We start from the raw sequence: 16,076 nt of genomic DNA, 5'->3' as shown, positions 1-16,076 counted from the left end.
AATTTGGAGGCTGACTCATGCAGCTCGAAGCCCTATTCAAACAACCCCAGGCCCTGCCGGCCGTTCCCAAGATCGTGCACGAGCTGATCGACAGCTTCAATGCCGAGGACATCTCGATCGACGAGATCGCCAAGAAGATCCAGGCCGACCCGGTACTTTCCGCGCGCCTGCTGCGCCTGGCCAATTCGGCCTACTACCACGTCTCCCGCACCGTGGGCACCGTCGATGACGCCGTGATGATGCTGGGCTTCGTCACCGTGCGCACGCTGGTGATCAGCTCGGGCCTGACCAGCGGCTTCAAGGCCATGCCGGGCATGGACCTGGGCAAGTTCTGGAAATACAGCCTGCACGCCGCCGTGGTGTCGCGCTGGCTGGCCAAGACCACCGGCCACAATGCCGACCTGGCCTTCACGGTGGGCATGATGCACAGCATCGGCCAGCTGGTGATGCACGCCGGCATGCCCGAGCCGATGCTGCAGCTGGACAAGCAGGTCGGGCCGATGGACCCGCGCCGCCTGGACATGGAGAAGACCTCCTTCGGCTACAACTTCGCCACGGTGGGGGCCGAACTGGCCCGCCAGTGGAAGTTCCCGTCGGCCTTCCTGGACGCCATCGCCAATTTTCCGGAACCCCTGGCCACCAAGCCGGTGGACCCGATCGCCGCGGTGCTGCACCTGGCCGCCTGGCGCGCCCGGGCCGAGCACAACGGCCTGAACGAGGCCGAGCTGGCCGCCACGGTGCCGACCGAAGTCTGTGCCGCGCTCAAGCTCGATCCCAAGAAGTTCCTGGCCGAGATGCCGCCCATGAGCGAGCTGTGCGAAGGCATGGAAGCCCTGCTGGGCTGAGCAAGCCTTCCGGTTCGGCCACCTGGCCGGATCAGATCGCCAGCGGATCCACATCCACCGCCCAGCGGACCAGTCCGCGCGGGCGGTGTTGGTGTGCCAGCGCCAGCCAGTCGTCGGTGGCGCGCGCCAGCAGGCGTTGCAGGGCCGGCCGTGACTCGGCCTCGATCAGCATCTGCGCGCGCTCGATGTTGGCCACGCGCTGCACGGCCGTGGGCACCGGCGGGTACAGCAGGATGCCGCCCAGCTCCGCCGCGAGCGCCTCGACCAGTTGCGCCGCCTCCACCAGAAAGCCCTGCGCCGCCTCCTGCGTCTTGCCTTCGGCGCGCAGCATGGCCAGGTGGGCATAGGGCGGCAGGCCCGCCATCTGGCGCTCCTTGAGCTGCTGCTGGGCAAAGAACTCGTAGTCGTACCGGGCCAGGGCCGCATACAGCGGGTGGTCCGGGTGCCAGGTCTGCACCCACATCTCGCTGCCCTGGGCCACGCTGGCATCGCGCCCGGCACGCCCGGCCGCCTGCAGCAGCAAGGCGAACTGGCGCTCGGCCGCACGGAAATCGCTGGCGAACAGCGCTGCATCGGGGTTCACCGCCGCCACCAGGGTGATGCGGCGGAAATCATGCCCCTTGGCCACCATCTGCGTGCCCACCAGGATGTCCACCTCGCCGGCATGCACGCTGGCCAGCCGGTCTTCCAGCGCGCCCTTGAGCTTGGTCACGTCGGCATCGATGCGGCCCACGCGGGCATCGGGCAGGGCCGCGGCCAGCTGCTCTTCCAGCTTCTCGGTGCCTCGGCCGAGGGGGTGGATGTCCAGGTTGCCGCAGTTCGGGCAGGCACGCGGCACACGGTCGGTCAGGCCGCAGTGGTGGCAACGCAAGGTGCGGTCGACCTTATGGAACACGCGCCAGGCGCTGCATTGAGGGCATTCGCTTTTCCAGCCGCAGTCGCTGCATTGAAGCACCGGGGCATATCCGCGCCGGTTGAGCAACACCAGGCTCTGTTCACCACGCGCCACACGCTCGGCGATCGCATCCAGCAGGGCCTGGGCCAGCGGCGGGGCCTCCTGGCCGGGACGTGGCTTGGGCTCGCGTGAGAGATCCAGCCGTCGCACGCGCGGCATCGCACCCTGGCCCACGCGCGAGGGCATGGTCAGGCGCTGGTAGCGGCCGGCCCCGCCCTCGGCCTGCGGCAGGGCGTTGAACCAGGTTTCCAGGCTGGGCGTGGCCGAGCCCAGCAGCACCGGCACTTTCTCCAGCTGGCCGCGGTACACCGCCAGATCGCGGGCCGAATAGCGTGCGCCATCCTGCTGCTTGTAGGACGGGTCGTGCTCTTCATCGACCACCACCAGGCCCAGGCGCGGCAGCGGGGTGAACACGGCCAGGCGCGTGCCCAGCACGATGTCGGCCAGGCCCAGGTGGGCCAGCATCCAGTTGCGCAAGCGCTGCGCGGGGGTCAGGCCACTGTGCAGCGAGACGATGTTGCGCCCGGCGAAGCGGGCGGCCACGCGGGCCTCGAGCTGAGGGGTCAGGTTGATCTCGGGCACCATCAGCAGCACCTGACGGCCGGCCTGCAGGGCCCGGTCAGCCTGCCGCAGGTAGACCTCGGTCTTGCCGCTGCCGGTACTGCCCCAGAGCAAGTAGGTCGTGGGCGCGGGCTCCGCGTCGCCTGGTGCGAGCGAGGGCGCCAGCGCGTCCAGCACGGTCTGTTGCTCGGGGGTGAGATCAGGCAGGACCTCGGGCGCGTCGGTGGCCGCCGGGGGCTGCGCCAGGGATTTGGTCAGACGCTTGAACCGGCGTCCCCACTGCACCGCGTCAAGTTGACGCAGTTCTGGTGGCAGCACCATCATCGCTATTTCACCGAGACTACGCTGATAGTAAGCGCTTGCAAACCTGACGAGCTGCCGCCATGTCGGCGGCAAGGGCGGCAGGTCGGGCAACACCTCGGCGACGGGCTTGAGCTGGTCTGCAGCCCATGCGTCGGCGTCAGCAGTTGGCGCATCCCACACCAGGCCGGTGACGGTGCGCCGGCCCAGCGGCACACGCACGAGCGTACCGGGAGGCAGCGCCTGATCGGCCAGATAGTCCAGTGGCCCTGTCAGGCCGCTGTGCTGAGGCGCCTCCACCAGCACCTGCACCCGGTGGGCGGGCGCGTGCGGCGGATCGCTGGCCGCCCCGGCAGAGGGCGGTGCTGGAAACAGCTGGCCTGGCTTCGTCGACACCTGCGTCTTGTCTCCGTTATTCCTACAAGTCGATGAAAAGAAAGCGCTAAGTGCTTGATCCGAAGGGGCTTCCCCCTTATCCCCGGGGTTTGTGGATAACTTTGTGGGCAAGGCTTGTAAACACGCGCTAAATGCTTGTCAGGTGGTCGTTTGGGCTAGATTGCCTCAGATTTGAGCACGCGATTTCAATCTATATGAATCAATGACTTAGCACAATTTTTGAGTGTTTCTGCAATCCCGGAGCCACGCACCGTCTCAGGGCGAGCCGAGATGTCCAAGATGGGGATAACCGACACAGGAAACTTCAATTTCACGGGTTTACCCTAGTTTCCATTTGTCCTACAGGGTGTGTAGTCCTTCACGAAATGGCCGAAGACCCCTTGGCGGGTCCGCCTGGCTGATGCCGACCTCTGGACCTCATTGTTCCATGAGCGCGACAACCCTCCGCCATGCCCCGCGGCAGCAGTTAGGGTCGCCCATCAAAGTCCCTGTCCAGCAATGGGGTCTAAGTGCTTGATTCGATTGGACCGCGCCTCGATTCAACCTGTGGATAACTTTGTGGGAAACGCTGGCATCGAAGGTCTGGCCCAGGCGCCGGACTGGGGTTTCCCCTGGATGAGCCCGCCCAGCGACGGGCTTATTTATTTATATAAATCAATTACTTACGACACATGCCCGTGCGTCTGGGGCACCTCTTGACAATCGCGGCGTTATGGCTATCGCTCGCATTTTCATGGGGATAACTGCATGCACAGGCACCATTTCGTGCAACAGTGCGTCGAGTTTGGGCACCAGTTCGCTGATCGCGGAAAGCGCCTGCCGCGGCGCCGTAAATGCCCGAAGCGCCTGCGTGCAGGCCCCCGAACGTCCGTTTGAAGTTCTCGCGCGACGGGTTATGCTTGTACCTGCGCCGGAGGCTCCAGGCTGTCCGCGTGTTTTTCTTCAATCATCACTGAGAGACAATCCATGAGCTTCTCGATCGAATCCAAACTCGGCGACCTGCTGGACAACGAACAGACCAAGGCCATCCTGGAAAAGCACCTGCCCGGTATTTCCACCCACCCGCAAATCGCGATGGGCAAGGGTTTCGCCCTGTCGATGGTCGCCAAGTTCTCCGGCGGCCTGATCACCGACGACCTGCTGGCCAAGGTCGATGCCGACCTGAAGGCCCTGGGCTGATCCAGCGCTGAGGCTGCGGCCCGCGTCAGCGGCCCGCCCTCCTTGAAAACGCCCGCGCCACGCGGGCGTTTTCTTTGGCGAACCACAGGCGCCACGCCGTTCACCTGTCAACCTATAATGGATGTGAATCATTCTCATTTCCAAATCTCGGGTTGACGTGGAACGGCAGGACTTATGGCGACGGGCGAGACTTTGGACGTGACAGGGCTGTACAGCCACCACCATGGCTGGCTGCAGCAGTGGCTGCACCGCAAGCTGGGCAACGGCCTGGACGCCGCCGACATCGCGCACGACACCTTCGTGCGCATCCTCACCCACTGGCGCACGCGCACGCTCGGCAACGAGCCGCGCGCCCTGCTCACGCACATCGCCAAGGGCCTGGTGATCGACCACTGGCGCCGCCAGGATGTCGAGCGCGCCTACCTGGACGCCATCGCCCACCTGCCCGGCCCCGAGGCGCCCTCACCCGAGACCCGCCTGATCATCCTGGAAGCGCTGTGCCGCATCGAGGCCATGCTCCGCGCCCTGCCCCGTGTGACGCAGGAGGTCTTCCTGCTGGCACAGCTCGATGGGCTGACCTACCCGGTCATCGCGCAACGCATGGGCCTCTCGCTGATCACCGTCAAGCGCCACATGCGCCGGGCCTTCGAGGCCTGCCTGGCCATCCACGACGAAGCCTGAACCCATGAGTGCGAACACGGCACCCTCCACCCGACAAGCGATGCAGCGGGAAACCGCCGACTGGCTGGTGCGCTGGCAATCGGGCGACATCACGGACGCTGACCGCCAGCGCTTCGAACGCTGGCGCACCCTGAGCCCGGAGCACACGGCCGCCTGGGCACGCGCCGAATCGGTGCTGGGTGTCTTCGGCCAGGTGCCGGCCGAGCTGGGACGCCAGGCCTTGGCCCGGCTGCGCAAGAACCCACGCCGCCAGATCCTGCAGGCGCTGGGCCTGGCGGCCACCGTCATCCCGACGACCTGGCTGGGCTGGCACCAGGCCTCGCGCGCCGGCTGGCTGGCCGATCTGCGCACCCGAACGGGCGAGCAAAGGTCCGCCCTGCTGGCCGATGGCACGCGGCTCGTGCTCAACACCGCCAGCGCCGTCGACGTGGGCTTCACCGAGAACGAACGGCGCCTGACGATGCACGCCGGCGAGATCCTGGTCACTACCGGGCATGCCCCCGCGTTCAAGGCGCGGCCCTTCGCGGTGGCCTCGCCGCACGGCCGCCTGCGGGCGCTGGGCACGCGCTTCTCGGTGCGCCAGCTGGGCGCCAGCACGCGGCTGGCCGTGTTCGAAGGCGCCGTCGAGGTCCGCCCTGTCGACAGCACTGCAGCGTTCGTGGTGCGGGCCGGTGAACAGACCGACTTCACCACCCGAGAGGTACAGGCGCCCCGGCCCGTGGACGGCACCGCAGTGTTGTGGGAGCAGGGCATGCTGCTGGCCCAGGACATGCCCCTGGGCACTCTGCTGGCCGAACTGAGCCGCTACCGCCCTGGCCTGCTGCGCTGCGATCCGGCAGTGGCCACGATGAAGATCTCGGGCGCTTTCCCGCTGGCGGACACCGACGCCAGCCTGCGCCTGCTCGAGAAGACACGCCCGTTGCACATCGACCGCGCCACCCCGTGGTGGGTGACGGTGAGGCCGCGCGGCCCACATTTTTCAGCGCCGGGCTGATACCTTTTCAAAGCTCGTTCGGTGTAGGGGGTGACAGCACACGCGAGCCGCGTGCGCACCCCTCCCATCGACGAAAGGTTTCCTCATGCCGTCCAGGCGCCATCCCGTGGGTCAACGCCCCTGTGCCTCCCAACTGCCCGTCCAGCTCAGCGCGCTGAGCCTGGCCATCGGCACCACCCTGGTCAGCCTGATCGCCTCGACCACGGTGGCCCTGCCGGCGCACGCCTCCGAAGCCGTCGACAGCACGGCCCGCAAGAGCTACACGGTGCCGGCCGGCAAGCTGGGCGATGCCCTGGCGCACTTCGCTGCCGCGGCCGGCGTGCCCTTGTCGTTCGATCCCGCCGTGCTGGCCGACCAGCGCAGCAACGGCCTGCAAGGCAACTTCACGGTGAAAGAAGGCCTCGGCCGCCTGCTGGCAGGCAGCGGCTTCGAACTCGTGGACACCGGCAGCGGGGCCTACTCGCTGCGCAAGATCCCGATGGCCGCCCTGGCCCCCGCCGCGCAGTCTGACCAGGCCCTGCCCGCCATCACCGTCACCGCCAACCAGCTGGGCGAGATCACCGAACACTCGCGCTCGTACACGCCAGGCACCATCGCCACGGCCACCCGCCTGCCGCTCACGCCGCGTGAGACACCGCAATCCATCAGCGTCATCACACGACAGCAGATCGACGATTTCGGCCTGACCTCGATCGACAAGGTCATCGAGCGCACACCGGGCGTGAGCATCGTCACCTACGACAGCGAGCGCACAGAGTACTGGGCACGCGGCTTCGCCATCCAGAACTTCCAGTACGACGGCATCCCGATGCAGCGCGACTCTGGCTATTCCGCCGGCAACACCTTGAGCGACATGGCCATCTACGACCGTGTGGAAGTGCTCAAGGGGGCCACCGGCCTGCTGACCGGCAGTGGCGACCCGGGGGCCACGATCAACCTGGTGCGCAAGAAGCCCACGCGCGCGTTCCAGGGCAGCCTGCAGGCCGGCGTCGGCTCCTGGGACAACTACCGCACGCAAGCGGACCTCAGCGGCGCGCTGAACCAGAGCGGCAGCGTGCGCGCCCGGGCCGTCGCAGCCTACCAGGACAGGCAGTCCCACCAGGATCACTATCAAAAGCAGGTGGGCGTGTTCTACGGCATCCTCGAAGCCGACCTGACCCCCAGCACGCTGCTGTCGGTAGGTGTGGACTACCAGGACAACAAGCCCAAGGGCTCGTCCTGGGGCGGCATCAAGATCTTCGACACCACCGGCAACTTCAACGACATGCCGCGCTCGTTCAACAACGGCGCCACCTGGTCCCACTGGTCGCAGTACACCCGCACCGCCTTCGCCACGCTGGAGCACACTTTCGACAACGAGTGGGTGGCCAAGCTTCAACTCAACCACCAGATCAATGGCTACGACGCCATGCTGGGCGCCGCAGCCGGCGGCACCCCCAACCCGGCCGATGGCAGCGGAACGAGCCTGTGGATGGGCAAGTACGTGGGCAAGACCCGCGCCAATGCGGCGGACTTCTATGCCAGCGGGCCTTTCAACCTGTTCGGTCGCAAGCACGAGCTGGTCCTGGGCGGCAGCTTCACCGACCGGCGCTGGACCAATGCAGGCTACTCGGCCTCTGGCTACAACACGTCGGTGTCCGACTACTACGGCTGGACCGGCCACATCCCCTACGCCAACTGGGGCACGCCCGGCTACACCAATGACGAGACCACGCGTGAAAGCGGCCTGTATGGCACCACCCGCCTGAACCTGCGTGACGACCTCAAGCTGATCGTGGGTGGCCGGGTCTCCAACTACGAGAACAACGAGCAGGACATGAAGGCCACCGGCAAGTTCGTGCCCTACGTGGGCGCGGTCTATGACCTGGACAAGAACCTGTCCGTCTACGCGAGCTACACCGCCATCTTCAAGCCGCACAGCGAAAAGGACGAAACCGGCAAGACGATCGATCCGCAGACAGGTGAGAACCATGAGGTCGGTTTGAAGGGCTCGTTCTTCAATGGCCGCCTCAATGCCAGCGCAGCCTACTTCCAGCTCAAGCAGGACAACTACGCCGACTACGTGAGGTTCGACACGGCCACCAACCTCGATGTCTACCGCGTCCTGCAGGGCGTGAAGACCAAGGGCTACGAGTTCGAGGTCTCAGGGCAGATCGCGCGCGACTGGCAGCTGCAGGCGGGCTACACGCACAGCGTGTCGCACCAGGAGGGCGAGCGCATCGGCACGCTCAACCCTGCCAACCAGTTCAGCCTGTACACCAGCCACAAGCTGGGCGGCGCGCTGCAGGGTCTGACGCTGGGCGGTGGCGCACGCTGGCAGGACAAGACCTGGGCCAGCGTGACCAACCCGGTCAGCGGCAAGATGGACTACGTCATGGGCAGCCGCTGGCTGTTCGACGCCATGGCGCGCTACGAGTTCAGCAAGAACCTGTCGGCCTCGCTGAACGTCAACAACCTGCTGGACAAGAAATACCACACGATCTTCCAGTGGTACAGCACCTACACCTGGGGCGAGCCGCGCAGCGTGATGCTGAACGTGAACTACAAGTTCTGACCCGGCCGGCAGGCCGTGCGGGTGCTCACCAGTTCTCGGTGGGCTGGGCGCACTCGGCGGCCTCGGCATAGACACTGCAGCGGATCTTCTTGATCAGCTTGAGGCCTTTCTTGTCGTACAGGCCCTTCTCGGCCATGTCGATGCGGCCTTCGCGCATCAGCACCACGTAGCGCTCGGCATCCGCTGGCGACGGGTCCATCCACAGCTTGGCCGGCACTTCCTTGTCGGACCTGGCCACGATCTCCATGACCCGGTCGTAGTTGGCCAGCCAGTAGTCACGCGACTTCTGGCCGAAGCCCGCCGGGAACTTGTCCTTCTTGAAGAGCATCTGGTAGGTCAGCATGGCCATCGGGAAGCTGGACACGCCACCCTTGGTGCCGATGCCCTTGTGCAGCTCCATCGGCCGGTAGACGATGGTCGGCGCGATGATCACGTCGACATTGCCGTTGTTGAACATGGGCCCGAAGTTGGTGACATCGGCGGCCACGGGGCGCGCGCCCACGCGCTGGATCAGCGCCGCCTGGGATTTGTCGTAGTCCATCGCGGCCACGCGCTTGCCGGCGGCGGCCTCCAGCGTGCTGATGCTGCGGTCATTCACGAACGCATAGGCCGCGCCCAGCGGGATGATGCCGCCCACCTCGTAGTTGCCGGCCACCATCAGCTCGGCCGCCTTGGGCGAGCTCAGGGCCTGGATGAAGCGGCGCACCACCTCGTAGCTGGCCTTCAGATCGAGCTTGCCCTGCTTGACGATGGACGAGGCCCCAACCGAATCCAGCGAAGCCGGCAGCGAGATGAAGGCCCGTGTGCGCAAGGCGGTGGCGCTGACCGCATCGCATTGCCCGGTGCGGAAGTCTTCAACCGCCACGCGCTCGTCGATGAAGGCCTTGATCTCCAGGTCCACCCCATGGCGCTGCATGGCGATGGCGTAGTCGCGCGCAGAGCTGTAGCCCTCGCCGCTTGTGCCCAGCGGGTCGTAGATGCAGAAGCGTTGCTTGGCCGCATGGGCCGTCGGCACGAGCAAAGCCAGCAGGGCGGCGGTGCACAGGGTCTTCTTCACGCTCACGTGTGGGTCTCCTCTGGGGTGGTTGTCATCGCCCTGGGTGGGGCAGGGCAGGCCTGCTTCAGGGCCCGGGCATTGTGCAACGCAAAGCGAGCGGCGTTCACCCCGACGCTGTAACGGCACGTTCACGGGGTGTTCACGGCGCGCTGCAGCAACACCCGCTCGAGCACCAGGCGGATGTCGTCGGGGCCGAAGGGCTTGGCCAGGTGTTCGTCCATGCCAGCGTCCAGGCATTGCGCGCGCTCGTCGAGCATGGAGTTGGCCGTGAGCGCCACGATGGCCGCGCGTGGCCGACCCGTGTCCTGCTCGCGCTGCCGGATCACGCGCGAGGCCTCCAGGCCGTTCATCACCGGCATGGCGCAGTCCATCAGCACGACATCACAGCGCTGCTGCTCCAGCCAGGCCACCGCTTGCTGGCCGTCGGTGACGGTGTGCACCTCGCAGCCCAGGTGGCCGAGCACGGCCTCGGCCACGAGGATGTTGACGGGGTTGTCCTCGGCCAGCAGCACGCGCAGGCCGGCCAGGGCGCCGTCTGCAGGATGCTCGGCATGGTCCGGGAACGGCTCGCCCGCTTGCACGTCGCCCGCGGGCACCTCGGCCAGGCGCATCGTGGCCTTGAAGATGGAGCCCACGCCCACGGCACTGTCGCAGACCAGGTCGCCGTCCATGGCCCGGCACAGCTGGCGCGCGATGGACAGGCCCAGGCCGGTGCCCCCGTGCTGACGGTCCATCGGGGTGTGGGTCTGCGTGAAGGCATCGAAGATGCGGGCGCGGTCGGCCTCGGCGATGCCCATGCCGGTGTCGCGCACCTGCAGCTCGACCAGGCCATCGGGGTGGCGGCGGGCGATGAGCTGGATGCTGCCGTGGTCGGTGAACTTCACGGCGTTGCCCAGCAGGTTGTTGAGCACCTGGCGCACGCGGGCGGCATCGCCCACCACGGGGCAATTGCCCTGCCAGTGGCGCAGCTGCCGCAGGCTCACCTGCTTGCGCTGGGCCAGCACCTGGAACACGCCGGCCACCTCGTCGAGCACCTCGTTCAGGTCGAAGGGCCGCGCCTCGATGTTCATGCGGCCGGCCTCGATCTTGGAAAAATCGAGGATGTCGTTGATCACGGTGAGCAGGTGCTCGCCGGAGCGCTCCATCAGGGTCAGGCGCTGGCGCTGGTCGGCGCGGGGCTTGTCCTGCTGCAGCACGCGGGCCAGGCCCAGGATGCCGTGCAGCGGCGTGCGCATCTCGTGGCTGACGGTGGCCAGGAAGCGGCTGCGGGCATCGCTGTGGTGGCGCGCCTGCTCCAGCGCGCGGGCACGCTCACCGGCCACGTGCTCGTGCATAAAGCGCAGGCGCAGCAGCTCGGTGATGCGGCGCTGGCTGCGCACGGCCTCGAGCATCATCACGGCCATGAAGCCCAGCATGGACGCCGCGCCGAACAGGCCCAGCGAATCCTGGCGCCACAGCACGAAGACGACGTTGGGCAGCAGCATGGGCAGCACGAAGCAGGCCACGGCCCGCACATCCACCGAATTCATGAAGGCGCCGATGGCGGCCAGGCCCATCAGCGAGCTGATGGTGACCACGGCCAGGTCCAGGTGGTGCAGCGGCGTGAGCCACCAGCCCACGGCGCCCCAGGCCAGGCTGTCCAGCGCGATGAAGGCCAGCATCCAACGGCGGGCCTGGGCCAGGTCCATGCCCGGCTGGCCGGCACGGCGCAGCAGCCACTTGGTGTGCACCAGCCGGGGCACCAGGCAGGCCAGCTTGAGCACCAGCCAAGGCCACAGGCGGGCCTCGGGCACCATGTGGTTGATCAGCCAGGCGACGATGGCCGCGAACACACCCGCGGCCAGCAGGGCCACTTCGACGTGGTCCAGCAGCATGCGCAACCGGGCGGTGCGGACCTGGTCTTCCAGGCCGGCCTGTTCTTGCAGTGACAGCATCTTGAAAGGTCTTGCGGACTTTTGCGTGGCACTGCGGACCAGTATCCGGAGGGACCCGCCCACCAACCACCGGGTTTGTGCCCGGGGTGGGGTAGGTTTGTGTGCGGAGATGGCCTCAGCCACCCCCTCAAATGCGGGGGTTCGCGCTTCCCAGCACGTCAGTGAGCCGCTGTGAGGTGCTCGACCATGGCGCGGCAGAGCGCACCGCCGCAGGCCGCGTCGAAGCGCGCGAACATCGGCGAGGTGTTGAGTTCCAGGAAGACCAGCTCGCCGCTGTCGGGATCGGTCTTGAAATCGGCGGCGCCGAAGTCCATGCGGAACTCTTGCATCAGGGCGTGCAGCGGCTGGGCGGCCCGCGACGGCACGGGCACGGCACGCACCTCGGCATCCTGCTGGGCCCGGTAATCCAGCGACGGGCTGGACACCTCGAAGGCAAAGGGTTGGGCGCCCACCACGAAAATGCGCAACTCCGGCGCCACCAGGCGCGGCTGCACCAGCGCGGGCATGGGCAGGAAGGCGGGCTGGTCTGCTGAAGGCGGGGGCGCTTCGTGCAGGGCGTCGTCGAGCGTCTGGCACAGGCCGCCGCCGGCCACGGGCTTGGCGATGCAGGCCTCGGACAGGCGGGCGCTCAGGCGGGGCAGGTCGTTGCTGACCCAGGTGGACGGCACCGGCAGGCCCGCCGCGCGGGCCCTCAGCAGGGCGGCCGGCTTGTTGAAAGGCACGGGGGTGATGTCGCGGTTGAACAGCCGCACCTGTGGGTGCGCCAGCAGCCAGCCCTGCACGGCCGAGAACCAGCCCAGCGCGCGGGTGGACACCTCGGGGCGCGGATCATGGAGCGCGGCGAAGACATCCTGGCGGATGAAGGCGCCGCGCGGCAAGGGACCATCGCCCCAGGGCGGCAGGCCCAGGGGAATGGCCTGGCTGCGCGGCGCGGGATCGGCGTCCAGATCCCAATGGAACGGCGGGCTGCTGTCGGCGGGCACGCGCAGGTCCACCCAGGGCAGGTTCATGGCGTGGGCCGCCTCGGCCAGGGCGTGCAGGCTGGGGTCGGCCAGACCCCCGGCGATCAGCAGCATCGGCGCTTGGCTCAGAACGAGCCGAAGGCGCCGCCCGTGCTGCTGGTGGTGGCGCCACCGCCCCCTTCTTCACCCAGGGCCAGCGTGGTGTAGATGGGGCCTTCCTCGCCCAGGGCCTTGGTGGTCACGCCACCGCCTTCTTCACCCAGGGCCAGCGTGGTGTAGATGGGGCCTTCCTCGCCCAGGGCCTTGGTGGTCACGCCACCGCCTTCTTCACCCAGGGCCAGCGTGGTGTAGATGGGGCCTTCCTCGCCCAGGGCCTTGGTGGTCACGCCACCGCCTTCTTCACCCAGGGCCAGCGTGGTCGCACCGCCGCCGCCTTCCTCGCCGATGGCCAGGGTGGTGACAGGCGGGCGGATGCGGGCGCCGGCCACGTGCTCTGCTTGCGATTTGTCGAGTTCCTGCATGGTGTCTTCTCCGGTTGATGGGATGTCGGCCGGCCTCTCAGCGGGATTCGGTTGCCGGTCCACCGATGAGGCTAGGGAGGCTGGCGGCATGCGTCAACCCACGCCCCCCTAGAAACTGGGGCGGCAGGATGCAACAGTCGTGGGGAGGCGTTACAGGCCCCCGAAAGCCGGACACCGAAGCAGTGTCAGAGCCGGCCGATGCAGCGTGGTGAACCGCAACGGCACACCAGCTTGCCGGCATGGTGGGTGGGGCCGTAGCGCGCCGTGAGTTCTTCACCAGGCTGGATGTCGCGCAGCGCATAGAAGGCCACGCGGCCCTGCTGCACCTTGAGCACGGTGTTGGGCTCGCAGGCGTGGTTGGCATGGCGCAGTACATCCGTCGAGGCCGAGGCATCCAGCGTGCGGCGCTCGGACAGGGCGATCATGAAGATGCGGCCACTGGCTTTGGCCGCCGCGCGGGCTCGGGCATGGGCTTCGGTGGTGAGGATGGATTCGCCACGGATCTCGCCGATCTTGCGGCGCGCAGGGATGAACTCTGCTGCGAAGGCACCCAGCCCGTCGATGGCGCTGGGGGCCGCCACGACAGCGTACTTCTGCGGGTCGGCGGGCGTGCCGGGCAACCGGGGCACGGCCGGTGTGGCGGTGGCATCGGCCTGCGGATCGGGCTGAGGCTCGGCCGATGGCGAAGGGGCAAGAGGGCGCAGCGTGGGCATGGTGCGAAGTATCACCCCATGCGCCCCACGCCCTTCAGGCCTCCAGGGACGCCAGGGCCACTTTCAGGTGTTCCGCGAACGCATGCGCAATCACCGGCAGTTGCCGACCGCGCAGGCCGGCCAGCACCAGACGCCCGTGCGGGAAGTGCCGGTCTTCCAGCGGCCGCGCCACCAGTGCGCCACCATCCTCCACCGCACCGATGGCGATCTGGAAGGACACGGCCTGGCCGTGGTACAGGCAGCCGCGCAGGAACTCGAAGGAGTTGCTCTCGACCACCGGGTGCAGCTTGACCGAGCTGCGCACCAGGAACTTCTCCAGCAGCTGGCGCCCGCCGATGTCGCGGTTGGGCAGCATCAACGGGTAGTCTGCGCAGTCGCGCACGCGCACGCTGGACCGTGCGGCCAGCGGGTGGTCGCGGTGCATCACGGCCACCAGCGGCTGCTCGAACTCGGCCAGCACCTCGATGTCGGCCTCGGGCGACAGATTGAAGACCAGGGCCAGGTCGGCCTCGAAGGCGCGCAGCGCCTCCAGCGCATGCAAGTGATCGCCGATGCGCACCTGGTGCACGGCCAGCGGGTGTGCCTCGCGGAAACTGGCGACCACGCCGGGCAGGAAGGACGGGGCCAGCGCCTGGCTGGCCACCAGGCTGACACGCCCGCGCCGCAGGCCCTTGAGCTCGTCGATCTGGGAGCGCACCTCGTCTAGCTCGGCGCTGCGGCCACGGATGTAGCGCACGAACAGCTCGCCCGCAGCCGTCAGGCGCATGCCGCGCGGCAGGCGCTCGAAGATGGGCGTGCCCAGTTCGTCCTCCAGATCCAGGATGCGGCGATTGACCGCGGAAGGTGCCACATGCAGGCGCTCGGCCGCCTGGCGAATGGAGCCGGCGCGCGCAACCTCGTCGACATAACGCAGCAAACGAAGGTGGTTCATGCCCCTGGCCCGAGCAGTTTCGGTGCCAAGGCCAGGCCGGACACCGTTGCCGTTGCGGCAACGGCCTGTGCCACGCCATGCCCAAAACAGCAACGCCGCGCACCACGATCGGCCCCGCATTCGACCGAAAAACACGGCAAAGAACCAAATTGGGGCAACGCCTCGCACGGGGTCGGCGCGCCAAACCTGGGTGGATCCGTGGATGACAACGCAAGCCAGGCCCATACGGCCCATGGATCTGCCCAGCACCGACCGAGCGCCAAGCCTTTGCCCACGGGGCATGCAAGCCACCGTTGCCTTTTCGGCAACGCATCACAGCTGAAAAAGCACGGCATCGGCGCGCTGAAACGCACAAGCCGGCACGGCCGATGCAACAGCTCCCTGCATCAACGATGACGGAGCCCCTTCCCGTGTCCTCAATCAGCACCCTCGTGTCAACCGCCCGCCAGCAACCCTTGCGCGCCGCCCTGTGGCACGCCACCGCCGCCATCGCCCTGGCATGGACGGGCCTCACCGCCGCACACGCGCAGACCACCCCGATCAAGTTCGTGCTCGACTGGAAACTGCAGGGCGTGCACGCCTGGTACTACCTGGCGCAGGAGCGCGGCTACTTCGCACAGGAAAAGATCGCCCTGCAGATCGACACCGGCGACGGTTCGGCCAACACGGTGACCAAGGTGATGGCCGGCAGCTACCAGGCCGGCTTCGGCGACATCAACGCCATCATCCAGAACGCGGCCACGCGCCCCGCTGGCACCGTGCCGGTGATGGTCTACATGATCTACAACCGCGCGCCCTTCGCGATCATGACCAAGGCCTCCGGCCCCATCAAGACGCTCAAGGACCTGGAAGGCCGCAACATCGGCTCGCCAGCCGGTGGCGCCGCGATGAAGATGTTTCCCGCCCTGGCCGACAAGAACGGCATCGATGCCGGCAAGGTGCGCTGGACCAACATGGCGCCCAATCTGCAGGAGCAGATGCTGCGGCGCGACCAGGTCGATGCCTCGGCCGTGTTCTCGGTGACCAGCTACCTCAACCTCGTGGCGCAGCAGGTCGACCCCGACAAGGACATCCGCTGGTTCCACTACGCCGACCACGGCATCGAGCTCTACGGCAATGGCGTGCTGGTGTCACCCCAGCTGATCAAGGACAAGCCGCAGGTGGTGGCCGGGCTGGTTCGCGCCATCCACAAGGGCCTGCGTGATGCAGCCCAGGATCCGGATGCCGCCATCGATGCGCTGGCCCGCCAGGAGCCGCTGATCAACAAGGTCATCGAGAAGCGCCGCCTGCAGTACGCGCTGCGCCAGGTGATCGTCACGCCCGAAACCCAGCGCGCCGGCGTGGGCGATGTCCAGGACGCGCGCCTGCAACGCGCCATCGCTCAGGTGGCCGAGGCCTTCGAGCTGCCCCGCCAGCCTGTGGCCGGCGAGGTGTTCGATCGTCGCTTCCTGCCGCCCCTGGCCGATCGCCAGCTGACGCTGAAGTGAGCCCCT

At 67.4% G+C, this 16,076-nt stretch carries 13 protein-coding genes; 6 read left to right on the top strand and 7 right to left on the bottom strand.

Going from position 1 to position 16,076, the window contains the following annotated elements:
• Positions 1-17: 17 nt before the first annotated feature.
• Entirely contained in the window at positions 18-845 is an 828-nt protein-coding gene (locus EIP75_RS12825; RefSeq protein ID WP_125243676.1) for an HDOD domain-containing protein, read from the top strand.
• A 31-nt stretch (positions 846-876) separates the two neighbouring features.
• On the opposite strand, the gene priA is transcribed toward EIP75_RS12825, so the two are convergent.
• Positions 877-2,973: a replication restart helicase PriA gene (gene priA, locus EIP75_RS12820; RefSeq protein ID WP_125243815.1), complete on the bottom strand. Its 2,097-nt coding sequence runs from the start codon at positions 2,971-2,973 to the stop codon at positions 877-879.
• Positions 2,974-4,023: 1,050 nt separating this feature from the next.
• On the opposite strand from priA, the gene EIP75_RS12815 reads away from it, so the two are divergent.
• The 4 genes from EIP75_RS12815 (at position 4,024) to EIP75_RS12800 (ending at position 8,465) form a co-directional block, all read left to right on the top strand.
• The gene (locus tag EIP75_RS12815) at positions 4,024-4,236 is read left to right on the top strand and encodes a hypothetical protein (protein ID WP_125243675.1); all 213 of its coding nucleotides are present in this window, start codon (positions 4,024-4,026) and stop codon (positions 4,234-4,236) included.
• Between the two features lie 174 nt (positions 4,237-4,410).
• Positions 4,411-4,917 (top strand): sigma-70 family RNA polymerase sigma factor, encoded by a 507-nt coding sequence (locus EIP75_RS12810; protein ID WP_125243674.1) that lies wholly within the window; start codon positions 4,411-4,413, stop codon positions 4,915-4,917.
• A 4-nt stretch (positions 4,918-4,921) separates the two neighbouring features.
• Positions 4,922-5,911, top strand: a complete 990-nt coding sequence (locus EIP75_RS12805; RefSeq protein WP_125243673.1) for a FecR domain-containing protein — start codon at positions 4,922-4,924, stop codon at positions 5,909-5,911.
• 85 nt (positions 5,912-5,996) lie between these two features.
• Complete coding sequence (locus tag EIP75_RS12800) at positions 5,997-8,465, top strand: TonB-dependent siderophore receptor (protein WP_125243672.1); 2,469 nt, start codon at positions 5,997-5,999, stop codon at positions 8,463-8,465.
• A 25-nt stretch (positions 8,466-8,490) separates the two neighbouring features.
• Here EIP75_RS12800 and EIP75_RS12795 read toward each other — a convergent pair whose 3' ends face one another.
• From EIP75_RS12795 to EIP75_RS12770, 6 genes are all read right to left on the bottom strand, one after another.
• Positions 8,491-9,528 (bottom strand): putative solute-binding protein, encoded by a 1,038-nt coding sequence (locus EIP75_RS12795; protein WP_125243671.1) that lies wholly within the window; start codon positions 9,526-9,528, stop codon positions 8,491-8,493.
• Between the two features lie 122 nt (positions 9,529-9,650).
• On the bottom strand, positions 9,651-11,456 hold the full coding sequence (locus EIP75_RS12790) for a response regulator (RefSeq protein WP_125243670.1): 1,806 nt from the start codon (positions 11,454-11,456) through the stop codon (positions 9,651-9,653).
• A gap of 158 nt (positions 11,457-11,614) precedes the next feature.
• Positions 11,615-12,532 (bottom strand): ATP-grasp domain-containing protein, encoded by a 918-nt coding sequence (locus EIP75_RS12785; RefSeq protein WP_125243669.1) that lies wholly within the window; start codon positions 12,530-12,532, stop codon positions 11,615-11,617.
• Positions 12,533-12,543: 11 nt separating this feature from the next.
• Positions 12,544-12,939 (bottom strand): hypothetical protein, encoded by a 396-nt coding sequence (locus EIP75_RS24330; protein WP_199758582.1) that lies wholly within the window; start codon positions 12,937-12,939, stop codon positions 12,544-12,546.
• Between the two features lie 185 nt (positions 12,940-13,124).
• On the bottom strand, positions 13,125-13,652 hold the full coding sequence (locus EIP75_RS12775) for an SET domain-containing protein (RefSeq protein ID WP_125243668.1): 528 nt from the start codon (positions 13,650-13,652) through the stop codon (positions 13,125-13,127).
• Positions 13,653-13,686: 34 nt separating this feature from the next.
• Positions 13,687-14,583, bottom strand: a complete 897-nt coding sequence (locus EIP75_RS12770) for a LysR family transcriptional regulator (RefSeq protein WP_125243667.1) — start codon at positions 14,581-14,583, stop codon at positions 13,687-13,689.
• A 431-nt stretch (positions 14,584-15,014) separates the two neighbouring features.
• On the opposite strand from EIP75_RS12770, the gene EIP75_RS12765 reads away from it, so the two are divergent.
• Positions 15,015-16,070, top strand: a complete 1,056-nt coding sequence (locus tag EIP75_RS12765; RefSeq protein ID WP_199758581.1) for an ABC transporter substrate-binding protein — start codon at positions 15,015-15,017, stop codon at positions 16,068-16,070.
• Positions 16,071-16,076 lie beyond the last annotated feature (6 nt).

Source organism: Aquabacterium soli (assembly GCF_003933735.1).
GTDB lineage: Bacteria > Pseudomonadota > Gammaproteobacteria > Burkholderiales > Burkholderiaceae_C > Aquabacterium > Aquabacterium soli.
The sequence above is the reverse complement of the archived record's forward strand: the minus strand, read 5'-3'. Positions and strand labels throughout refer to the sequence as shown.